Source organism: Bacillus sp. CGMCC 1.60114 (genome assembly GCF_042676365.1).
Classification (GTDB): domain Bacteria; phylum Bacillota; class Bacilli; order Bacillales; family Bacillaceae_G; genus Bacillus_A; species Bacillus_A rhizoplanae_A.
This window is the reverse complement of sequence record NZ_JBHTHG010000012.1, coordinates 120,099-139,764: the sequence shown is the minus strand read 5'-3', so window position 1 is coordinate 139,764 and position 19,666 is coordinate 120,099. Positions and strand designations below refer to the sequence as shown.

General features: G+C 34.9%; 21 protein-coding genes. 12 read left to right on the top strand and 9 right to left on the bottom strand.

The features are described from left to right. Nucleotides 1–116 precede the first annotated feature (116 nt). The 5 genes from ACFQZ1_RS06715 (at nt 117) to ACFQZ1_RS06695 (ending at nt 3,869) form a co-directional block, all read left to right on the top strand. Entirely contained in the window at nt 117–473 is a 357-nt protein-coding gene (locus ACFQZ1_RS06715; RefSeq protein ID WP_377881339.1) for a lmo0954 family membrane protein, read from the top strand. Between the two features lie 45 nt (nt 474–518). Continuing rightward, nucleotides 519–1,181: a PspA/IM30 family protein gene (locus tag ACFQZ1_RS06710; protein WP_377881338.1), complete on the top strand. Its 663-nt coding sequence runs from the start codon at nt 519–521 to the stop codon at nt 1,179–1,181. Nucleotides 1,182–1,442: 261 nt separating this feature from the next. Continuing rightward, entirely contained in the window at nt 1,443–2,183 is a 741-nt protein-coding gene (liaF, locus tag ACFQZ1_RS06705) for a cell wall-active antibiotics response protein LiaF (RefSeq protein WP_377881337.1), read from the top strand. Beyond that, nucleotides 2,183–3,244: a sensor histidine kinase gene (locus tag ACFQZ1_RS06700; RefSeq protein WP_377881336.1), complete on the top strand. Its 1,062-nt coding sequence runs from the start codon at nt 2,183–2,185 to the stop codon at nt 3,242–3,244. Before liaF ends, ACFQZ1_RS06700 begins: the two co-directional genes overlap by 1 nt. Beyond that, the gene (locus ACFQZ1_RS06695) at nt 3,237–3,869 is read left to right on the top strand and encodes a response regulator (protein ID WP_377881335.1); all 633 of its coding nucleotides are present in this window, start codon (nt 3,237–3,239) and stop codon (nt 3,867–3,869) included. Before ACFQZ1_RS06700 ends, ACFQZ1_RS06695 begins: the two co-directional genes overlap by 8 nt. 314 nt (nt 3,870–4,183) lie before the next feature. On the opposite strand, the gene ACFQZ1_RS06690 is transcribed toward ACFQZ1_RS06695, so the two are convergent. Beyond that, on the bottom strand, nt 4,184–5,725 hold the full coding sequence (locus ACFQZ1_RS06690) for a bifunctional metallophosphatase/5'-nucleotidase (RefSeq protein WP_377881334.1): 1,542 nt from the start codon (nt 5,723–5,725) through the stop codon (nt 4,184–4,186). Nucleotides 5,726–5,995: 270 nt separating this feature from the next. On the opposite strand from ACFQZ1_RS06690, the gene ACFQZ1_RS06685 reads away from it, so the two are divergent. Beyond that, on the top strand, nt 5,996–6,205 hold the full coding sequence (locus ACFQZ1_RS06685; RefSeq protein ID WP_336483020.1) for a hypothetical protein: 210 nt from the start codon (nt 5,996–5,998) through the stop codon (nt 6,203–6,205). Between the two features lie 33 nt (nt 6,206–6,238). Here ACFQZ1_RS06685 and ACFQZ1_RS06680 read toward each other — a convergent pair whose 3' ends face one another. Beyond that, nucleotides 6,239–7,015 (bottom strand): class I SAM-dependent methyltransferase, encoded by a 777-nt coding sequence (locus ACFQZ1_RS06680; RefSeq protein ID WP_377881333.1) that lies wholly within the window; start codon nt 7,013–7,015, stop codon nt 6,239–6,241. 111 nt (nt 7,016–7,126) lie between these two features. On the opposite strand from ACFQZ1_RS06680, the gene ACFQZ1_RS06675 reads away from it, so the two are divergent. Beyond that, nucleotides 7,127–7,993 (top strand): YhfM domain-containing protein, encoded by an 867-nt coding sequence (locus ACFQZ1_RS06675; protein ID WP_377881332.1) that lies wholly within the window; start codon nt 7,127–7,129, stop codon nt 7,991–7,993. 53 nt (nt 7,994–8,046) lie between these two features. On the opposite strand, the gene ACFQZ1_RS06670 is transcribed toward ACFQZ1_RS06675, so the two are convergent. After that, entirely contained in the window at nt 8,047–8,244 is a 198-nt protein-coding gene (locus ACFQZ1_RS06670) for a hypothetical protein (protein ID WP_377881331.1), read from the bottom strand. A 122-nt stretch (nt 8,245–8,366) separates the two neighbouring features. Here ACFQZ1_RS06670 and ACFQZ1_RS06665 point away from each other — a divergent pair, with 122 nt between their 5' ends. The 3 genes from ACFQZ1_RS06665 to hmpA all read left to right on the top strand — a co-directional run bounded on the left by ACFQZ1_RS06665 (nt 8,367) and on the right by hmpA (nt 11,633). Then, nucleotides 8,367–9,464 (top strand): site-2 protease family protein, encoded by a 1,098-nt coding sequence (locus ACFQZ1_RS06665; protein WP_377881330.1) that lies wholly within the window; start codon nt 8,367–8,369, stop codon nt 9,462–9,464. A gap of 125 nt (nt 9,465–9,589) precedes the next feature. Further along, nucleotides 9,590–10,108, top strand: coding sequence for a hypothetical protein (locus ACFQZ1_RS06660; protein ID WP_377881329.1), 519 nt, complete (start codon nt 9,590–9,592; stop codon nt 10,106–10,108). A 316-nt stretch (nt 10,109–10,424) separates the two neighbouring features. Then, a complete protein-coding gene (gene hmpA, locus ACFQZ1_RS06655; protein ID WP_377881328.1) occupies nt 10,425–11,633 on the top strand; it encodes an NO-inducible flavohemoprotein in 1,209 nt (402 codons plus the stop codon). 17 nt (nt 11,634–11,650) lie between these two features. Here hmpA and ACFQZ1_RS06650 read toward each other — a convergent pair whose 3' ends face one another. Then, entirely contained in the window at nt 11,651–12,163 is a 513-nt protein-coding gene (locus tag ACFQZ1_RS06650) for a Crp/Fnr family transcriptional regulator (RefSeq protein ID WP_377881327.1), read from the bottom strand. A gap of 268 nt (nt 12,164–12,431) precedes the next feature. Here ACFQZ1_RS06650 and ACFQZ1_RS06645 point away from each other — a divergent pair, with 268 nt between their 5' ends. After that, nucleotides 12,432–12,656, top strand: a complete 225-nt coding sequence (locus ACFQZ1_RS06645; RefSeq protein WP_336482743.1) for a hypothetical protein — start codon at nt 12,432–12,434, stop codon at nt 12,654–12,656. A gap of 639 nt (nt 12,657–13,295) precedes the next feature. Here ACFQZ1_RS06645 and ACFQZ1_RS06640 read toward each other — a convergent pair. The 3 genes from ACFQZ1_RS06640 to ACFQZ1_RS06630 form a co-directional block, all read right to left on the bottom strand. Beyond that, nucleotides 13,296–14,096 (bottom strand): sulfite exporter TauE/SafE family protein, encoded by an 801-nt coding sequence (locus tag ACFQZ1_RS06640; protein ID WP_377881326.1) that lies wholly within the window; start codon nt 14,094–14,096, stop codon nt 13,296–13,298. 112 nt (nt 14,097–14,208) lie between these two features. Next, nucleotides 14,209–15,207 (bottom strand): inorganic phosphate transporter, encoded by a 999-nt coding sequence (locus ACFQZ1_RS06635; RefSeq protein WP_377881325.1) that lies wholly within the window; start codon nt 15,205–15,207, stop codon nt 14,209–14,211. An 11-nt stretch (nt 15,208–15,218) separates the two neighbouring features. Beyond that, entirely contained in the window at nt 15,219–15,839 is a 621-nt protein-coding gene (locus ACFQZ1_RS06630; protein ID WP_377881324.1) for a DUF47 domain-containing protein, read from the bottom strand. A 306-nt stretch (nt 15,840–16,145) separates the two neighbouring features. Between ACFQZ1_RS06630 and ACFQZ1_RS06625 the strand changes: the two genes are divergently transcribed. After that, nucleotides 16,146–18,185 (top strand): transglycosylase domain-containing protein, encoded by a 2,040-nt coding sequence (locus tag ACFQZ1_RS06625; protein ID WP_377881323.1) that lies wholly within the window; start codon nt 16,146–16,148, stop codon nt 18,183–18,185. Nucleotides 18,186–18,265: 80 nt separating this feature from the next. Here ACFQZ1_RS06625 and ACFQZ1_RS06620 read toward each other — a convergent pair whose 3' ends face one another. Both ACFQZ1_RS06620 and ACFQZ1_RS06615 read right to left on the bottom strand, forming a co-directional pair. Then, the gene (locus tag ACFQZ1_RS06620; RefSeq protein ID WP_377881322.1) at nt 18,266–18,907 is read right to left on the bottom strand and encodes a hypothetical protein; all 642 of its coding nucleotides are present in this window, start codon (nt 18,905–18,907) and stop codon (nt 18,266–18,268) included. 141 nt (nt 18,908–19,048) lie between these two features. Beyond that, nucleotides 19,049–19,504: a hypothetical protein gene (locus ACFQZ1_RS06615; RefSeq protein ID WP_377881321.1), complete on the bottom strand. Its 456-nt coding sequence runs from the start codon at nt 19,502–19,504 to the stop codon at nt 19,049–19,051. Nucleotides 19,505–19,666 lie beyond the last annotated feature (162 nt).

The window sequence follows — 19,666 nt, the reverse complement described above, 5'->3', positions numbered from 1 at the left end:
GAGTCTGAAAGGAAATAGGACTTAAGTCTGAGAAGAAAACAGTTCTTAAGCTCGTTATAGAAAAATGAAAAAGTAGTTAAGATAAGAGTATCAAATCGAAGGGAGGCAAGCACAAGATGAAACAGTTTTTAGCGTTTATCGCAGCCGGTATTTTGGCTTTAATTGCTCTTGGAAGTCTTGCTGGTATTATAGGGTTAGCAATTGGAGCGGGGATTGTGTACTGGAGCTATAAATCATTTGTGCGAGCACGATCATTTTTTGGAAAGTTAGCTTGGGGTATTGTCGGTTTAGTTGGCTTGTCAATTGGCCTTTCAAATTCACCAGCATTAATCGGTATCGTCGCATTAGTTGTTCTATATTATGGATACCGCGAATGGAAAAAAGAAAAAGCTGTAGTAGAGTTTGCTTCAGAAGGTTCTAAACCATATAGCAATTTTGAAGATGAATGGAACAAATTAATGAAAAATAACTAATATTAAACAACTAAAATAATAAAGTAGAAGAGAGGAAGATTAAAAATGAAACAATCATTATTCGGACGTGTACGTGATGCAATACTTGCAGATTTTCATAATGTTTTAGACGAAAAGGAAAGAAAAAATCCAATTGCGATGTTAAATCAATATTTACGTGATAGTGAGCGTGAAGTAACAAAAATTGAAAAGTTAATTGAGCGTCATAAAACATTAAAATCTAATTTTTCTCGTGAACTTGAAGGGGCCCGTTACCTCGCAACTAAAAGAGCGAAACAAGCGGAAGTTGCAAAAGAAGCAGGCGTCCTAGAGTTGCATGAGCGAGCTTTAGAAGAAGTAGCATATTATGAAGGGCAAGTTGCTCGCTTAGAAGAAATGTACGCGGGAGTTGTGGAACAAATTGATGAATTAGAACATCGTTTATCTCAAATGAAAAACAAATTAAAAGAACTGCATGCAAAGCGTATGGAATTAATGGCGCGTGAAAATATGGCACACGCAAACCGTCGTATGAATTCTGCGCTTCATAAGATGGAGGAAAATAATCCGTTTTTACGATTTGAAGAAATTGAAGATCATATTCGTAATATAGAGCTGCGCATCAATGATGAATATGCTCGGGATACATTTGATATGAAAATTGCTAAACTTGAGCGCGAAATGAAGGAAAAGGATGAAGTATCTTTAACAAAAGAATCAGTAAAATAATTGTAGTACATTATAAAACAAGCTTATGATATAGTGATAGAAGAAAAGGTGTTGGAATGCAATACCTTTTTCTTCTGTTTATCCCGCATTAACGGGCAGTAATACTCCCACCTCAAAATCCGGTGAAAGCAAAGAAGTTAGGTGAGAGATAAACTGCCCGTAAAAGCCCGATTGGTTCAACTAACTATCAGTGGGGGATGAAAAAAACTCCCCCACTGATAGAAGTTTCACTTTACATATGACAAAGAAAGGGGAGCTGAGATGAAGAAACAAATTTCAAAAACACAATTTATAGGGATGCTCCTCATTATATTTGGATTTGGTCTTGTTCTTGATATGATTCTCGGACATTTTGAGCCGGGTGCCCTTATTTTTGCTTTTATCATGATTATGTTTGGAAGGAATTATCGAAAAAAGAGTCGGTATGTGAGAGGGAATGTGCTTTTATTTGTCGGAGGACTCATTTTCGTATTCTTCTTGTTTTCATCAGCAGCCTTCGTGCTCGTTCTATTTGCTTGTTTAGCTTTCGTTGGTTATCAGCTTATGCAAGGTCAGCAGAAGTCAAAAATGGTACAGGTCGAAATTAAGGAAAAAGGATATATAAATGAAGAAAAACAAATCTATCGAACAGAACCGTATCTTAAGAATATAATGGTTGGTAATGTACGAATAATGGATCATATTTATGAGTTAGAAGATATTAATGTCCAGTATGGAATCGGTGATGTTGAAATTGATTTAACAACAGCTATGATTCCAGAAGGAGAAACAGTCATTGTTATTCGTGGTGTTATTGGTAATATTCGTTTGTATGTTCCATATGATATTGAACTATCTTTAAATCATTCTGTTATTGTTGGAAAAATTTCGCTTCCGAATCATGAAGAAACAGGATTTAATCGTAATGTAACATTTAAAACAGAACACTATAAAGAAGCTCCTAGGCGTATTAAAATTATTTCTTCGCTTATCGTAGGCGATACGGAAGTGAGGAAAGTATAATGAAAAGGCAAAAGAATATTTCATGGATGTATATTCGATACTCCATGTTATCTGCTAGTAGTATTGCATTCATTTGTACCATCGTATATGTATGGAAAAGTGAGCAATCTGTATATGATTTATTATGGAAAGAATCTATTGCTTCTGTCCCAATTGGATTGTTTCTTATCTGCATGAGTCTTCTCATTGGTGGAGTTGTTGGATATGCAATTGGTTATTATATGCAGCAGCGTATCCAAGGTTTAACGACTTTTTTATTCGAAGTAGAACGAGGAAATTTCCCGAAGGATGCTTCGTTTACTGCAGAAGATGAATTCCATGAAGTGGAGCGAAAGGTACTTGCACTTGCTAAGAGATTAGAGGAGCAAGCGGGATTATTTCAAAAAGTAACCAATGAACGGGCGCATTGGAATGAAGAAATGAGACAAAAGGTTATTTCAGAAGAGAGGCATCGTTTAGCTAGGGAGCTTCATGATTCTGTAAGTCAACAACTCTTTGCTATGTCGATGATGATGGCAGCAATTAATGAGCAAACCACTAATATATCAGAGGGTACTCAAAAACAATTACAACTTGTTGAAAATATGATTGTAAATGCACAATCAGAAATGAGAGCGTTGCTTCTTCATTTACGTCCTGTTCAATTAGAAGGAAAAAAATTAACAGAAGGTATTGAAGAATTATTATCGGAGCTCTCAAGAAAACAACATATGAAGATTGAATGGTTGATTGAGCCAATTCAATTGAAAAAAGGTGTAGAAGATCACTTATTCCGTATTGTACAGGAAGCGTTGTCCAATACGTTGCGACATGCAAAAGCAAAGAAAACGGAAGTAAGGCTGCGTCAAATTGATGAATATGCAATTTTAAAGATTATTGATGACGGCGTAGGTTTTGAAGTAGGCGTCAATAAAGCTGGATCATACGGTCTTCGTTCTATGCAAGAACGTGTCCATGAAATTGGCGGAACTTTAAAAGTATTAAGTTTTCCGAATAAAGGAACGCAAATTGAAGTGAAAGTGCCGATTCTTATAGAAAGAGAGGGGGAACAGCATGATTAAAGTACTGCTCGTTGATGATCATGAAATGGTTCGTATGGGTGTATCTGCTTATTTATCAACTCAGCCGGATATTGAAGTTGTAGGAGAAGCAGAAAACGGAAGAAAAGGTTCAGAATTAGCATTAGCACTAAAACCAGATATTATTTTAATGGATCTTGTTATGGATGAAATGGACGGTGTTGAGGCAACGCGTGCGATCATTCAAGAGTGGCCGGAAGCTAAAATTGTTGTTGTAACAAGTTTTTTAGACGATGAAAAACTATATCCAGTCATTGAGGCTGGTGCAACTAGCTATTTATTAAAAACATCGAAAGCAAGTGATATAGCAGATGCAGTACGGGCAACGTACGATGGGGAAACAGTGCTTGAACCGAAAGTTACCGGGAAAATGATGTCACGTATGAGACAAAAGAAAGAACAGTCGCTACATGAAGATTTAACAGAGCGAGAGTTTGAAATTTTACTATTAATTGCCCAAGGAAAGAGTAATCAAGAAATTGCAGATGAGCTTTTTATTGCCTTAAAAACAGTAAAGACACATGTAAGTAATATTTTAAATAAATTAAATGTAAGTGATCGTACGCAAGCGGTTATTTATGCGTTTCGTCATCAGCTTACAAAATAAAGTGGAACTTCCCAGCGGGGGTCCTACTGTCCGTGAATAGCGGGATAAAGGGGCTATATAGAAGCCTTTTTTATTTTGTATGTATTGACCATAAAAAATGTAAGTGTCATCATACGAGGGATTATATGCTGGTTCAAACAATACTTGAAAGAAATCAGCAAAAAGTAAAGTTAGAAAACTACGTGAATGTGTTGCAAGTATTATAACAATAATATGAATATCAAACATAAAAGCTCCCATTTACGGGAGTTTTTATGTTCAGAAAAGATTAAGAAATCTTCTGTAGTGTATTTGTTTTTGGCATATTTATAGCGTTAATATATTTTTTGAATGTGATTAGCTTGAATAATTTCCAAAGATGGAGTCGAACGGATGAAATTTACAAATGCTTCTTGATCTGTCGGACCTTCAATACGATTTCGTCCATTTTTAAAAATTGTAAATTTATCTCCGCCGTTTGCTAGAAAAGAGTTTACTACGACAGAGTAGGTTGCATCATCCTGGAGTGGTTCACCGTTTTCTAGTGTAATCGATTTTACCTCGTTTTTTTCCCATGTATAACGAATTCCGGATATTTGTAACATACGTATTTCCTCAGTCCACTGTTCATGCAGTACACTTCGAATTTCTCTTCCAGTTAACTCCATTTTAATGAGTTTATTTTCAAAAGGTTGAATGAGAAAGGTATGTTCCCATGTAATAGAACCAGCTGGTAAATCATGGCGGATACTACCTGGATTGACGAATGCAATGTCAGCCTGCATAGCTTGACGCTGAGATGCAGCAAGAAGAGCACCAAGATCTGCTTCACCGTTTCTATTTTGATCTCGTGTCAGCTTGTGTATGCTTTTTCCAAGTATTTGCTCGGTTAATGGGGCTATTTTTGTTTGATAGCTCTGTAGCCATGTTCGGATAATTGGATTAGGTTGTATTTGATTATGATAAGTAGGAATGATCTTTGCGGTTTTTTTTGTAATATCTTTCGTTTTGCGATTGATTGTGAGCTGTACATCCGCGAGAGCCCTTCCGTAAGAATACGCTTCAACGAGTAGTTTGCCATTGACATAACCATTCATATAAGAATGATTATGTCCACCAAATAATACATCTACATCATCGTCAAGTTTGCTTGCTAAATCAGCAAGTGGTCCGTAAGTAATTCCGCCTGTTGTCTTACCATCTAGATGAGCAAGAACGATAATTGCATGGATGCCTTTTTGCTGTAATTCTCGTACGTATGTTTGAACAGCAGTAGCTTCATCTAAAAAGGTGACCGCCGACATATCATTGTGCATAGTAAGAAATGGTGTATCTTTTGTAACGATGCCAATAAAAGCGATGGGAATACCATCAATCCATTTAATCGCATATGGTGGAAATAGCGGTTTATTTGTGTTAGTAATTACTACATTTGCACAAACGTAAGGAAAAGAGCTACCTGGAAACATACCTGTTTTTGGATGAAAACCGCCATCAATTAGTCGTTTTAGTTCTTCTGTACCTTCGTCAAATTCATGATTACCAACTGTTCCGACATCAAATTTCAGCATATTTAAAAACTCTATTGTTGGCTCATCTTGAAAGAGAGCAGAAATGGGGGGACTTCCACCAATCATATCACCGGCATGAACAAGTAAGGTATGGGGAAATTGTTCTTTATATGATTTGATATAGGAGGCTATATAATCGGCGCGGCCAGCAGGTTGTCCGTGCAGCATTGTAGTCGTATTAATTTGTCCGTGTAAATCATTTAATCCGATTATTTGCACCCGTATTTCGGAAGGTTCTGCAGTGGAAAAAAATGAAGAAAGAGTTATAGAAATGAGAAGAGGAATATATAAAAGAAAGTTAATCATGTTGTCACCCCTTTACATATATTGGTGTTTTTATTGTAATAGAAGGACAACACTTTATTTTATTAAAAAATCGTAAATTTTTTGTGGAGATTATAAGATTTTTTATCCTGCTATTCTTGAGTAATAAGCCCCCCCCTCAAGGTTCAAAGAGAAGAGAGGAAGATAAGTATAGGGAGTTTTCATGAAGAAAAGAAGGATTTATTGTTCAGTGTAGAGAATAATGTAATCATCCACTCGCTGGAAAGAACAGACAAAGCAGAGGTGACGAAGATGCTTGTAATGGGTGTATTGTTATGTATTACTGCAATTTGTGGTTTTATATGGTTATATTATTCTCGTTCGCTTAAACAAGCAGGAGTGTTACTTTTTGATAAAGGTAGTTTGTTTGCAAACCAATCCAGATTTTTAGTATGTTCAAAGTGTGGTAGAGCACAGGCAAGAAGCGGTGGATATCAAGAGTGTTGCCGAACAAGATTATGAAAGAGTAGCAAGCCTCACATATTGTGAGGCTTGCTACTCTTTCACGGCTGTCCAAATAGTCCAACGATCTTGTTCTATAATAGGAGATTTGTTGTGAAGTTTAGAGTGAATATGCTGTAATAATTGAAAAAGCTCATCGTCCGATAATTCATGTAAAATAGAGCGGCCTGTCCGAGGAGATAAATCTTGAAGTAAACTTTCAATTGAAGGATGTACTTTACGAACTTCCCAAAGAGTTTCAATAGGATTTGTATGGAAGCCGCTGTCGTGTAACCAATGCAGTATTTGATTTACTTTAGGTCTGCGTTTTGCTTCTGTATAGATTAATTTTGGATGACAAGAAAAGAAATAGCCGCGAATATGTTCTGAACTTCCTGGAATCGTGCAATCTTCAATTGTTCGGTCTTGGAGAATGAGTATACCGTTTCGTTTTAAAATACGAAATGCTTCTTGGAAAAATTGAGGAATATGCTCTAGATGATGAATAACAGCTCGTGATATAACAATATCAAAGGTTGCATCTGCAAAAGGAAGGTTATGAGCGTCACCTTGTACAAATGAAACATGTTGTATGTGAGCGCAATTTTCCTTGGCAGCTTCGAGCATCTCATTTGAAAAATCAAAAGCAACTACTTCAGCTGCCCCCATCATAGCGAGTTGTTTTGTATAAATACCACCACCGCACCCAATATCAATCACGCTCTTTTCTTTGATGCTTACAATATTTTGGATCATAGATGTCCATGAATCCGTTGCTTGACGATTTGTATACGTATACTTATTGTTTGGACTGTGGAAATCTATTGACATGTTGAAAGCCTCCTTTCATGTATAGTATATCTAATTTTGTTTGTTAGGTTGATTTTGTTTTCTTTTGAGAACAATAAGTTTTTCTTATTTTGAGAAATGAGGATGGGAGCTATGCGGAAAAAATGGTCGTTTATATTTGTTCTGTTCTTATTAGTTGCATGTAATCAAACGGGGAAGAAAATAGAACAAGGTGAGAAATCAGCAAAAGAAGCGGGGAGTGTTATGGAAGAGAATATACAAATAATTGTATCCAAAACAGGACAAGAGGATAAAATATTGAAGGACGAGGAAGCGAAAATTATTTCAAATATTATAAACAAAGCGGAGAAACAAAACGTAATAGGTGAATTAGGTGAACCAGAATATGTAATTAAAATTAGGAAAAACGGACAAGAAGAAAAGTATAAAGCTTGGCTTCGCACAGAAGCGAGAACAGGTTGGTTACAAAAAGAAACAGATACAAATAATTTCTATCTTATATCAAAGGCGGATACAGAAAAGCTACTTTCTTTGTTTCCGACAGTATCTTCAACACAAAATGAGGATGAACAACAGCCAACTATAACTGAAATTACTAAAAAGGATTTACAAATTACGCGCTTTCATATTAAAACAAAGGAAAATATAGTTCATTATACGGTATATTACACGATTTCAGATGCATTATATAAAAAGCTAGAAAAAGAAAAAAACTATTATTTTCAAATATATTTTCCTCCGAAAGTACAAAAGATAATCAATAAAGAAAAAAGTGAACAAATTCAAGGTGAAATGGTGAAAGAAGGATATAAACAGTATGAAGTTAATTTTTTAATTCCTGCTAACAATTTATCATCCTCTCAGCTAACAATGTTAGAAACGTACTATGACCAATATGATTTAAAAATGTTTAATTATAAAAAAGAAGAGATTGGTGCGTTTCAAAATATTATTCAAATAGTGAAAGAATATGGAGAGAAGATGGATTTACAAAGGTAAAGTTTTTTCTAGGAAATGAGAAAAAGAGTGATGGATAAAATCTCATCACTCTTTTATTTTGTTTTTGTTGACGGTTCATTCATAGATTTTCGCGTAATGAAATAAGCGATAATAAGTGCAGAAAGGATAATGGAGCTAATAAAAATATTGTTTGGCAGCCAATCCAATAGTAATACATGTCCAACAGTATAAAAAATAAGCATAGAAGCTAGAAAAGATAAGGCACCGATCATAACAGATTGTAATGTCACTGTTTTCACCTCCTTGCATGTATAGTATTGGCTAAAAATGGATGAATTAAACAGTCGTTCCCAATAAAATTAAAATATATGGCATAATTAAGAAGAAAAAGACTATTGGTAAGGAGAGGAATATGAAACAAAATACAAAAGGATTATGGGGAATTATTGCAGCAGTTGGTGTTTTTTTGCTGTCTAAATTAAAATGGGTATTTGCTATTGTGAAATTAGCAAAGTTTTCTACTGTATTTAGTATGTTGTTATCTCTAGGTGCTTATGCAGCGATATATGGATGGAAATTTGGTGTTGCGCTTGTATACTTATTACTTATTCATGAAATGGGCCATTTGTGGGCAGCAAGAAGAAAAGGGATTGCAACATCACCTGCTATTTTTATCCCATTTATGGGAGCGGTTATAGGAATGAAAGAATTGCCTAAAAACGCAAAAGACGAGGCATACATTGCATATATGGGACCGTTATTTGGTTTAATTTCTTTTTTGCCAGCAATTCCGCTGTATATGATAACAAAAGAACCGTTCTGGGCACTTGTTATTGTACTTGGTAGTATGATTAATTTCTTTAACTTAATTCCCGTATCACCACTCGATGGTGGACGAATTGTTTCTGTTGTAAGTACGAAAATTTGGGCGCTGGGCCTTGTTATATTACTTGGTTATGCAATTGTACAAAAAAGTATTTTCCTTGGATTTATTTTTGTATTAGGTTGTTTAGAATGGCACAGAGTATCAAAGCGAAATCAACCAATCCAAGAGCTTGGTTGGAAAATAGATACCGTAAAAGAATATATTATACGTTTGAAAGACGAATTGAGAGAAACAGATGCACTTCATCGCACCATCTATATGATGCATCATGAAGTGATGATGCTTAGTCAAAAAGAACGAGATAAAACACTAACAAAAGAAGAGCGTCAAAGAAAAATAGCATTAGATTACTTGTATCCTAAATTTGAACCACTTGATTACGTACCGTATGAAGAGGAAAGAGAACCGTATCTTTTATTGATGCAAGATGCAGTAGCAGTGTCAGAGCGAAAATTACATAAGTGGGAAGAAGAAAAAGAACAATATGAAACGTACTATTCTGCAAATATGAAAACTCGTATAAGTATGTTCATTTTATATATGTTACTACTTGCAGTCCTTGGATATGTTACATATCAAGGAAATACTATTTTGCAAGAACAACTTCCGACACGTAATTTGTAGAAAAACGTTGTCGAAATGGTAAGAATAATTTATACAGGAATGCTCATTCTTTTTATAGAATATTACAAATATTACTTTTTATAGAAATAAATGTAATATTTATACAAGGAAAAGGAGTAGGGTGTATGAAAAAAATGTGGAGTATACTTGGAACTCTTATTGTCATGGGAATCATGAGTTACAGCTTAACCAAATTTTTTGTACACTATGCGAGTAAGCCAGTTGGTGTAGCAGCAATGCCGAAAATAGAAGAAGTGAATGAGACGAAAGAAGTGCTGCAATTTATTCGCACGACACATGAAAGTTATAACAGCTTTTTAAATTATGGAAAAGCAGAAAACTATACAGATGGAGACTGGAACCATTTAATTAAATGGTTTCAAGAACAGGAACATTCATTAAAAGATGTTGAAACAAAAGTGAAAAATAAGCAAATAAAACGAGATGTGAAACGAAGTTATGAAATTTTGAAAAAAGGGGTAGCAGCTCGTAATATTGAATATATTATTTATGCGCATCGTATATACCATGACCTTGATATTCTTGTAAATAAATATACAGGTGAGACGAATATTTGGGGATATACAGAGTTTGGAAATGGGAAAGATGTAAAAGTAATAGAACAGGCATTACAAGCACAGTAAAAAAGGCATACTTAGTATGTCTTTTTATTATTGATGTTACTTTCATATACAGTAACATTCTTCTCAATCTCGCGAGGAATTTCTTAAAGAAGATAGAGGGTGTCATCTATCCTGCTATTCGCGAGCAGTAAGGCCTCATCTCAAGATGGAGAGACAAGTACATAAGGTAGGAGCGGACGCTGATTAAAGTTTCCTTAATGACGTTTTTCACAAAACCACCATGTTTATAGTGATTAAAATCACAACTTATATCTTTGATATCGTATACAATGGAAATAGTTAAGGAAATAGCTAAGGAAATAGAGGAGTGGATAGTATGTTAAGTCCAAAAACAATTGAAATTGTAAAATCAACTGTACCATTATTACAAGAAAAAGGTGTGGAGATTACAACACGTTTTTATCAAATTATGTTTTCTGAGCATCCGGAGCTATTAAATATTTTTAACCATGCAAATCAAAAACAAGGGAGACAGCAGCAAGCATTAGCAAATGCAGTATACGCAGCTGCTAATTATATTGATAACTTAGCGGTGATCATTCCAGTTGTGAAACAAATTGGACACAAACATCGCAGCTTAGGTATTAAAGCAGAACACTACCCAATTGTTGGTAAATGCTTGCTACAAGCTATTAAAGAAGTAGCTGATGCTCCACAAGAAGTATTAGATGCTTGGGGAGAAGCTTATGGTGTGATAGCTGACGCATTTATTGGTATAGAAGCAGAGCTGTATGAAGAAGCTGCAGCGAAAACGGGCGGTTGGAAAGATTTCCGTAACTTTATCGTTGTGAAAAAAGAAAAAGAGAGTGATGTGATTACATCCTTTTATTTAAAACCAGAAGATGGGGGAGCGCTATCTTCATTCTTACCAGGACAATATGTAAGTGTACAGTTAAATATTGAAGGAGAAACATATACACATAACCGTCAGTATAGTTTATCAGATGCAACAGGAAAGGATTACTACCGTATTAGTGTAAAACGTGAGAAAGGTGCAGAAGGCCTAGATGGAATGGTATCGAATTATTTACATGATCATGTAAATGAAGGAGATATTTTACCGTTAAGCGCACCAGCAGGAGATTTTGTGCTGAATATGGATTCACAGTTACCAGTTGTATTGATTAGTGGTGGTGTAGGAATTACACCAATGATGAGTATGTTAAATACATTAATTGAGCAATCGCCAAACCGTAATGTATACTTTATTCATGGAGCGTTAAACAGTGATGTACACGCAATGAAAGACTATGTTACAAATGTAGCAAAAGAACATGAAAAAGTAGAAGTATATACTTGCTACTCTAATCCAACTGAGCAAGATATGAAAGTAAAAAATTATGATAAAGAAGGTTTCATTGATTTAGCATGGTTACAAACTATTGTTCCTTCCGCTAAAGCAGATTTCTACTTCTGCGGACCGGTACCATTTATGAAGCATATTCATGCAGCTTTGACAGAATGGGGAGTGGCACCAGAGAATATTCACTTTGAATTCTTTGGACCAGCAGCTAGCTTGCAGTAATTAAAAAGAACGAGGTGTTAGTTCACCTCGTTTTTTGTTTGTTCTCGAAGTAGACGATTCGCTGTTTCACGCCGAATGCCAATGAGTTGACCAATTTCTGTTTGGTTTAAAATTTCATATATCGGAATGTCTCCTAAATATGTTGTAAACCATTTTTGTAAACGAAGTAGCCGCTCTTTTGGAGAAACGGTTGTCAGCTGATCAATACGCTCTTGCATCGTTCGTAATTTTATTTGCAGCTGAAGGGCTATATCGGCATAAGATTCGGGATTTGCATGTAATTGTTCATACCATGCGTTGCACAAAATCGGCTCTACTTCTGTCTTAATTAAAGCGATTGCAGTGCCATGATATTCTTTTGGAGAGATTAAAGAGTGGTGAGGGATCGTTTCACCTGGAACAATAATATTAAATAAAAAAGGCGTGCCATCTTCTTGGAGACGAACTACCTTTAATAGACCACTTTTTATAAAATATAGAGGGCCTTCCTCTCCTTGACGAAATAGTATTTCTCCTTTATGTAAAATCAATGTAAGCACCTCTTTATATATTGCTTTTAGCTTTATTATAGAGGAATTGTTTGTATAAGACTATAGTTATGAAATGCAGAATAAATCTTATAGATTTATTCTGCAATTTAGTAACCTATGCCCACATTCACTTTATATAAACACACACACACTTTTACATAAAGTCCATCAATTTTATTGACGAAATATATCATATTACAGTAGTATACTGTTTAGTGTGTATGTGTAAGACCGGTACTAGAAAGGAATATTTTTTAGGGGGCATACCATGTTAGATGAAAAAATGACTGATGTGAAGATTTCAACAGATGCAGTGATACATGTAGAAGAAATGAAGGGTGGAGTTGTTCTATCGGTCGAAATAGATGGACAAATTATTTATACGATGGCTTATGATGAAGAAACAGATAGTTACGCAGAATTATATGATAGAAACGATAAACGGGCAAGAAAAGTCCATGAAGATTTTATGGGATGGTCGCTTGTACACTGAAGGAAATATAACAAGCCGAGAAATGCTTCTCCTTATTTAGGAGAGAGGTATTTCTCGGCTTGTTTTTTGTTTATCCCGCATTAACGGGCAGTAAGCCTCCACCTCAAGATTGAGAGAGAGGCGAAGAAGATAGGTGTGGGATAACTGCCCGTAAAAGCCCGATTGGTTCAACTAATCTTCTGGGAAAAAACGCTCCCGGAAGGAAGTTTCACTTTATCCCGCTATTTGCGGGCAGTAGTACCTCCACTCTAATAGAAGTTTCACTTTATAAATGTAAACCAATGAAATTGTATATGTAATGTAATAATTACATATGATTTGTAACACTCGCTTCTATATTGTTAGGGCATTGTAAATGTATAACTTGTTTTTTTTCGGTATGATAAAGCAAATAGGATTCTTAATCCACTACTGATGGAAGTTTCACTTTATTTTTATCAACTTAATTCAGGGTGGGTCTTACTGTACGTTAGAGTAGGATAAAATACAAAAGATGTAATAAATATAGGAGTGATTATCTTGAGGAATTTACGCATTTCTAACTTTATCTTACTTTGTGTCTGCTCATTATTATGTATTATATTAGGAGTGTTTCTTTACACATGTATATAAAAAAATAACGCATTCTAATAGAATGCGTTACAAAATGGAACTAATAATCATACGTGCACCGAGAATGATTAAGGTAATGCGTAATAAATTGATAATAGCGTTACCGCTTAGTTTTGTATTAATATAAGCTCCAATTTTCCCACCAATCCATGCTCCGGGGATTAAAACAAGGGCATAGAGCCAGCTTACATTACCAAGTGAAATATGAGTTGCTGAATTTACAATTGCAGATAAAAAAACAATAAACATTGATGTAGCAACGGCGATTTGTGCTGGAAAAGCAAAGAGAAGCATCATCGCTGGAACTAATAGAGCACCTCCACCAATTCCAAATAAACCAGAAATAAAACCTACACCAAATGAAATAATGGTAGCAAGAAAAGGTGGGAACTGATAGATTATTGTCTCTCCTTCAGAAGTTGTAAAGGAGCGTTTAATAACTGAACTGTTTGAAAGGGAGAGGGGCTTCATTTTATCTTTTAGCATCAGTAAAATAGATACGAAAATGAGAAAAACTCCAAAGTATAAAGAGAATGAATCTTGATTTAAAAATTTATTTGCCCATGATCCGATAATTCCTCCAGGACCACTCCCAATAAATAAAATAAGGCCACTTTTGTAATCAACTCGCTTATGCTTCATATATGTGAGGGTAGAAGCTAAACCTGTAAATACGACAGTAACAATTGAAGTACCAACAGCCAATTGGGGAGAAAGAGTATGTAAGTTAATCAGTAGCGGAACGATAATGATTCCCCCACCAAGACCAACTAGACTTCCAATTGTTCCTGCTAATAATCCAACAAATAATAGCATAATATATTCCAACTGTAACAACTCCTCTTTTGCAACAAATACATCATATATTATACAATGTTTTGAATCAGAATGATGTGAGTTCACAAAAAAGTCGTCTTCTAGATAAGAAGACGACTTTTCTTTAGAAAATAAGGTTTAATACGTAATAGCATAAAGCAGCTAATGAAGCTGAAATTGGGAGTGTAATAATCCATGTAATTAACATGCGTTTTGCTGTTCCCCACTTTACACCTTTTACGCGATGTGAAGAGCCAACACCTAAAATAGAAGATGAAATAACGTGTGTTGTACTTACCGGTAAATGAATGAAAGTTGCACCGAAAATAACAATTGATGATGATAAATCAGCAGCTACGCCATTTACAGGGCGAATTTTCATAATTTGTCCACCGACAGTTTTGATAATTTTCCATCCACCAATAGAAGTACCAAGACCCATTGCAGTTGCACACGCCAATTGTACCCAAAAAGGGATATCTGTTGAAGCATGATAATTATTTGCGATAAGGGCCATTGTGATAATACCCATCGCTTTTTGAGCATCGTTTGTGCCATGTGTATAAGATTGCAATGCGGCTGTGAACACTTGGAATAAACGGAAATTTTTATTTGTTTTCGTCAGGTTAAAATTTTTAAAGGAAACTTTAAAAATACTATATACGATAAAACCGATGACGAAAGCGATAATCGGTGAAATAACTAAAGCTTCAATAATTTTAATGAAGCCTTTATAATTTAATGAACCAAAACCAGCAGCAGCGATAGCCGCCCCAGCAATAGAACCGATAATTGCATGAGACGAACTACTTGGAATTCCATAGTACCAAGTAATTAAGTTCCATGCGATAGCAGCAATCAGCGCTGCTAAAATAACAACACTACCATTTGGTAATGTAAATGGATCGACAATATCTTTTGTAATAGTTTTTGCTACACCCGTAAATGTCATTGCACCTAAAAAGTTCATAATAGATGCCATAAGAATGGCTTGTCTTGGCTTTAAAGCCTTTGTTGAAACAGCTGTTGCGATAGCATTTGCTGTATCATGGAACCCGTTAATAAAGTCGAAAGCCAGAGCACAAATGACAACTAAAACGGTTAAAATCAAGAGTGTATCCATGACCAAACTCCTTATGCGTTCTTCATAATAATTGTTTCTAAAACATTTGCTACGCTTTGACAGCTGTCAGCAACTTCTTCTAATTCTTCGTAAATTTCTTTGTATTGAATAATCTTAATTGGATCTTTTTCACGGGAGAATAGATTCTTAATAGCATGTCTGCGAATATCATCACATTTTGATTCGTAATCTTTAATTTTGATTGCATTTGTACGAATATCGAGTAGCTTTTTATTGGACATCAACTCAATAGACGATGCAATTTCAATTGCACACTGATTAATTGCATCAACGAATTTAATCATGTATTCGTCTGCTTCTGTAATAGAATACATTTCAAATAGACCTGCACTATGATCTAATCCGTCTAATACATCATCCATACTCATTGCAAGCTGCAAAATGTCTTCACGTTCAATTGGAGTGATAAATGCTTTGTTTAATTCCATAATGATTTCGTGAATAAATGAGTCACCCTTTGACTCATATTCTTTCATGCGCATGGAGAATTCTTTTAAATCACTTGCGTTTTTAATTTTATACTCCACAAAAAATTGCGCGCCTTCTTTTAAATTTTCAGAAATATTCGTTAGCATTTCTGAAAATTTATCTTTCTTCGATTTGAAAACCATATTGTTACCCCCACCAAAAAATAGTTATGTAAAGCATATTGGCTAGTTCATTCTATCAAAAAGCTGTCGGTTTTTAAAACATTTTATCGAAAAGTTTACAAAAACTTAACATTAGACAAGTTGAAAAATTAGTAATATTAATAATTCTTTAGTAATACTTGTACTTATAGAATGTCCTTTTCATGCAAAAAGTATGAAAAAGATAGCTTAGACTTGACGAATTATAACGATATCATAGAAAATTTGTAAAGATATAGATGTTACCCATATATATACATTTAAAAGTAAGGTAGAGGAAGTGAATGAATGAAGTTGAACAGCACTCAATTACAAAGTATACGAGAGTGGTTCAAAACAAGAAAAAAATTGCGAATATTATTGTTGATTTTAGGAAGTTTTGGCTTATCTTTGTTTATCTTTGTGAACATTATGATTACAATTCAAGATATATCGGCATTAAAACATGCAGTACCTCAGCCAACACTGATTTACGATGCAAATAAGCAAGTGGCAGCAAAATTGTCTTCTTCGAAAATAGAGGGAATTAAGCGGAAAGATATCCCAGACGTTATGATTCAAGCTGTTGTTGCAGTAGAAGACCAAAAGTTTTATAAGCATCGTGGCATATCTTATAGCGGAATTTTTAATGCTATTATTAAAAATGTAACAGCAGGAGAAGTTGTTGCTGGGGGAAGTACAATTACACAACAGCTTGCTAAAAACGTATTTTTAACACAAGATCGGACGTTTTCAAGAAAATTTAAAGAATATTTTATTACAAAGAAAATTGAACGCACATATACAAAAGATGAAATTATCGAAATGTATTTGAATCAAATTTATTTTGGTGAAGGAGCATGGGGGATTAAAAAGGCTGCAAAGACGTACTTTGATAAAGAAGTAAAAGAGCTGACAATTCCTGAAGCTGCCACTTTAGCTGGATTAATTAAAGCACCTTCTACGTATTCGCCGTTTAAAGACTTTAATAAATCGATTACAAGAAGAAATGTTGTTCTTTCTTTAATGAAGGAACAAGGCTATATTACAGAGAAACAATTTCAAATAGCGAAAGGTGAAGGACTTTCACTTCACCGTGGTGTCGAAAATCAATATGAGGGGAAATATCCTTACTATGTTGACTATGTTGTTCGTGAGGCAATGAATAAATACAACTTGACACAAAATGAAATTTTATCAGGTGGTTATCATATTTACACAGAATTAGATCCAAAGATGCAACAAGCGGTAGAGGATGTTGTAAATAATGATCATTATTTTCCGAAGGCTACTTCTGATCAGATTATGCAAACAGGTGTTGTACTTATGAATCCCCAAACAGGTGGTGTTCCGGCTCTTGTAGGGGGAAGAGGACCGTATCAATTTTTACAGTTTAATCATGCATCGCAATTAAAACGCCAGCCAGGTTCAACATTAAAACCATTAGCAGTATATGCACCAGCATTGGAACAAGGATATGAGGTATATGATGTTTTAAAAGATGAACCATTAGACATTAATGGATATGCACCGAAAAATAGTGGGAATGTATACCATGGTAATGTGACGATGTATGAAGCACTTGCTAATTCCTATAATGTACCTGCCGTTTGGCTATTGGAGCAAATTGGCCTGGAAAAGGGATTGAAGTCTTTAGAACGTTTTGGTATTCCACTTCAAGATAATGATCAATCTTATGCGTTAGCGCTAGGAGGGATGAGTGAAGGAACGTCTCCTCTTGTCATGGCACAAGCGTATGCGACATTTGCAAATGATGGTGTACAAATGGAAGCACATGCGATTCGGGAACTTCAAGATAGTGAAGGGAGTATAGTAGGAAAATGGTATAAAAAAGAAACCCATGTTACGGATGAAAAAACGGCACAAAAGATGACATATTTATTAAAAGGGGTTGTAGAGAAAGGAACGGGAGAAAAAGCAAAACTTAAATATGTAGAGACTGCTGGGAAGACAGGTACAACACAACTTGTAGATGGACCGAACAGCGGTGCAAAAGATTCATGGTTTGTTGGCTATACACCAGAGTTGGTTGCGTCCATTTGGGTTGGTTACGATAAAACAGATAGTGAACATTTTGTTCCTGGCGGTAGCCAAATAACGACAACGATGTTTCAAGATATTATGAAAAAAGCAGTTGGAAAACCGAGTCAAAAAAACTTTGATTTATCGCTTATACCAGAAGCTGAGTATACAAAACAGTTACAAACTATTGAAGAAGAAAAGAAGCGAAGAGAAGAAGAGAAAAAACGACAAGAGGAAGAAAAACAGAGAAAAGAACAGCAGGAAAATTGGATGAATAAAATAAAAGAATGGATTCCATTCTTTTAAGGAGTAAATCCCAGATTATAAAATGAGTAATCTGGGATTTACTTATATTTTTATTTTCTAGTACATGAGCCGTTATCGTCTTAACGGCGTTTTTTGCAACGTTTGCATTTCTTTTTTTGATTGTTATCGCTATTGCTATTGCGTGTTTCGTTATCATCATTTTTATTATCATTATTGTTATTGTTATCATTATTATCATTATTATTGTTATCATCATTATTGTCATTATTATAGTTCCAACGCATACTTTGAACATGGAACGTTGGTACATACGTAACTTGACCATCAACCTCAAGTAGAATATGATCTCTAGTACGTCCGACAACAGTTCCTTCTATTTGTTTCGGACCTTGATTCAATTGAACTGTTTCTCCTTTTAGACGGTTAATAACACTTCCAAAACGGTTTCCGCTTACAACGATAGGAGCTTCATTTTGGTTGTTTTGGTTATTTTGATTGTCGTTCTGTTCATTATCATCTGATTCTTCAGAGTCATCTTCATATTGCTCAGCAAAGCCATTAATATGTTGTAACGGATAGTAAACAACACCATCGTCAGATTGTACGACACAAAAATCACTTTGAACTTTTAATAATGTTCCCTCTGCTTTTTCTGGACCTCCTAAATTAACCTGAACGTTTGTGCCAATTAAATTTTTGTAATTTCTTATCGCATTTCGAGAATAAAACGACTGATTGAACTGATTGTATGGATACATCATACATAATTCCTCCCTAATGTAAGTTCTCTCTCTTTAAATCATTTGTCGATATATGATATTCATCTTTGCAGGACAAGACATAGGATACTTGACTAATTTATAAAAAATGTGTGTATACATAGAAACAAGCACCCTTTTAGATTAAGGGTGCTTGTTGAGTTGAATATTTATATTTGCATTCATACTGTGCTCAGCTTTGCTTAACGGTGTATAGGAGATGACAATGTTTCCTTTAGAGGTTGGCTCATAAGCAAGATCATCATAATATTGACCATTGTTTTTATCATGGACTGTAAGTTCAATTGAATCGAGTTTTGCGTGTGCATATTGTTCTTTGATTTGTTTTGCAATTCCTTCTAATTGTTTATACGAAGTGGCATCGGTAATCACCATCCCCTTTAGAACAACCTTTTCTTTTTGCGCATTATGCATTAAGGGGATATGATTTTGGTTCATATATTGGATGTGATAGGGTATAGTACCTTCATTTGAGGCTGCTTTTGGTTTATTGTATTCTCCAATTACAAAGAGTGCAAAACATAGTGTTATACATGACATAAAAATAGTCCAAAAGCGGATAGATGATAATACTTTCATCTGCATTCACCCTCGTTTCGTATAAGTTCTTACATATGTAGTATACAAAATGAGCGTTAAATTAACGTTAAGCTGCGGTAAAGAAAAGTAAAGAAAGAGAGTTTTGTGTGTAGAAAAACTTTTTTTAGGTTTGTTATAGTAGATTAAGAAGTTATAGGATGA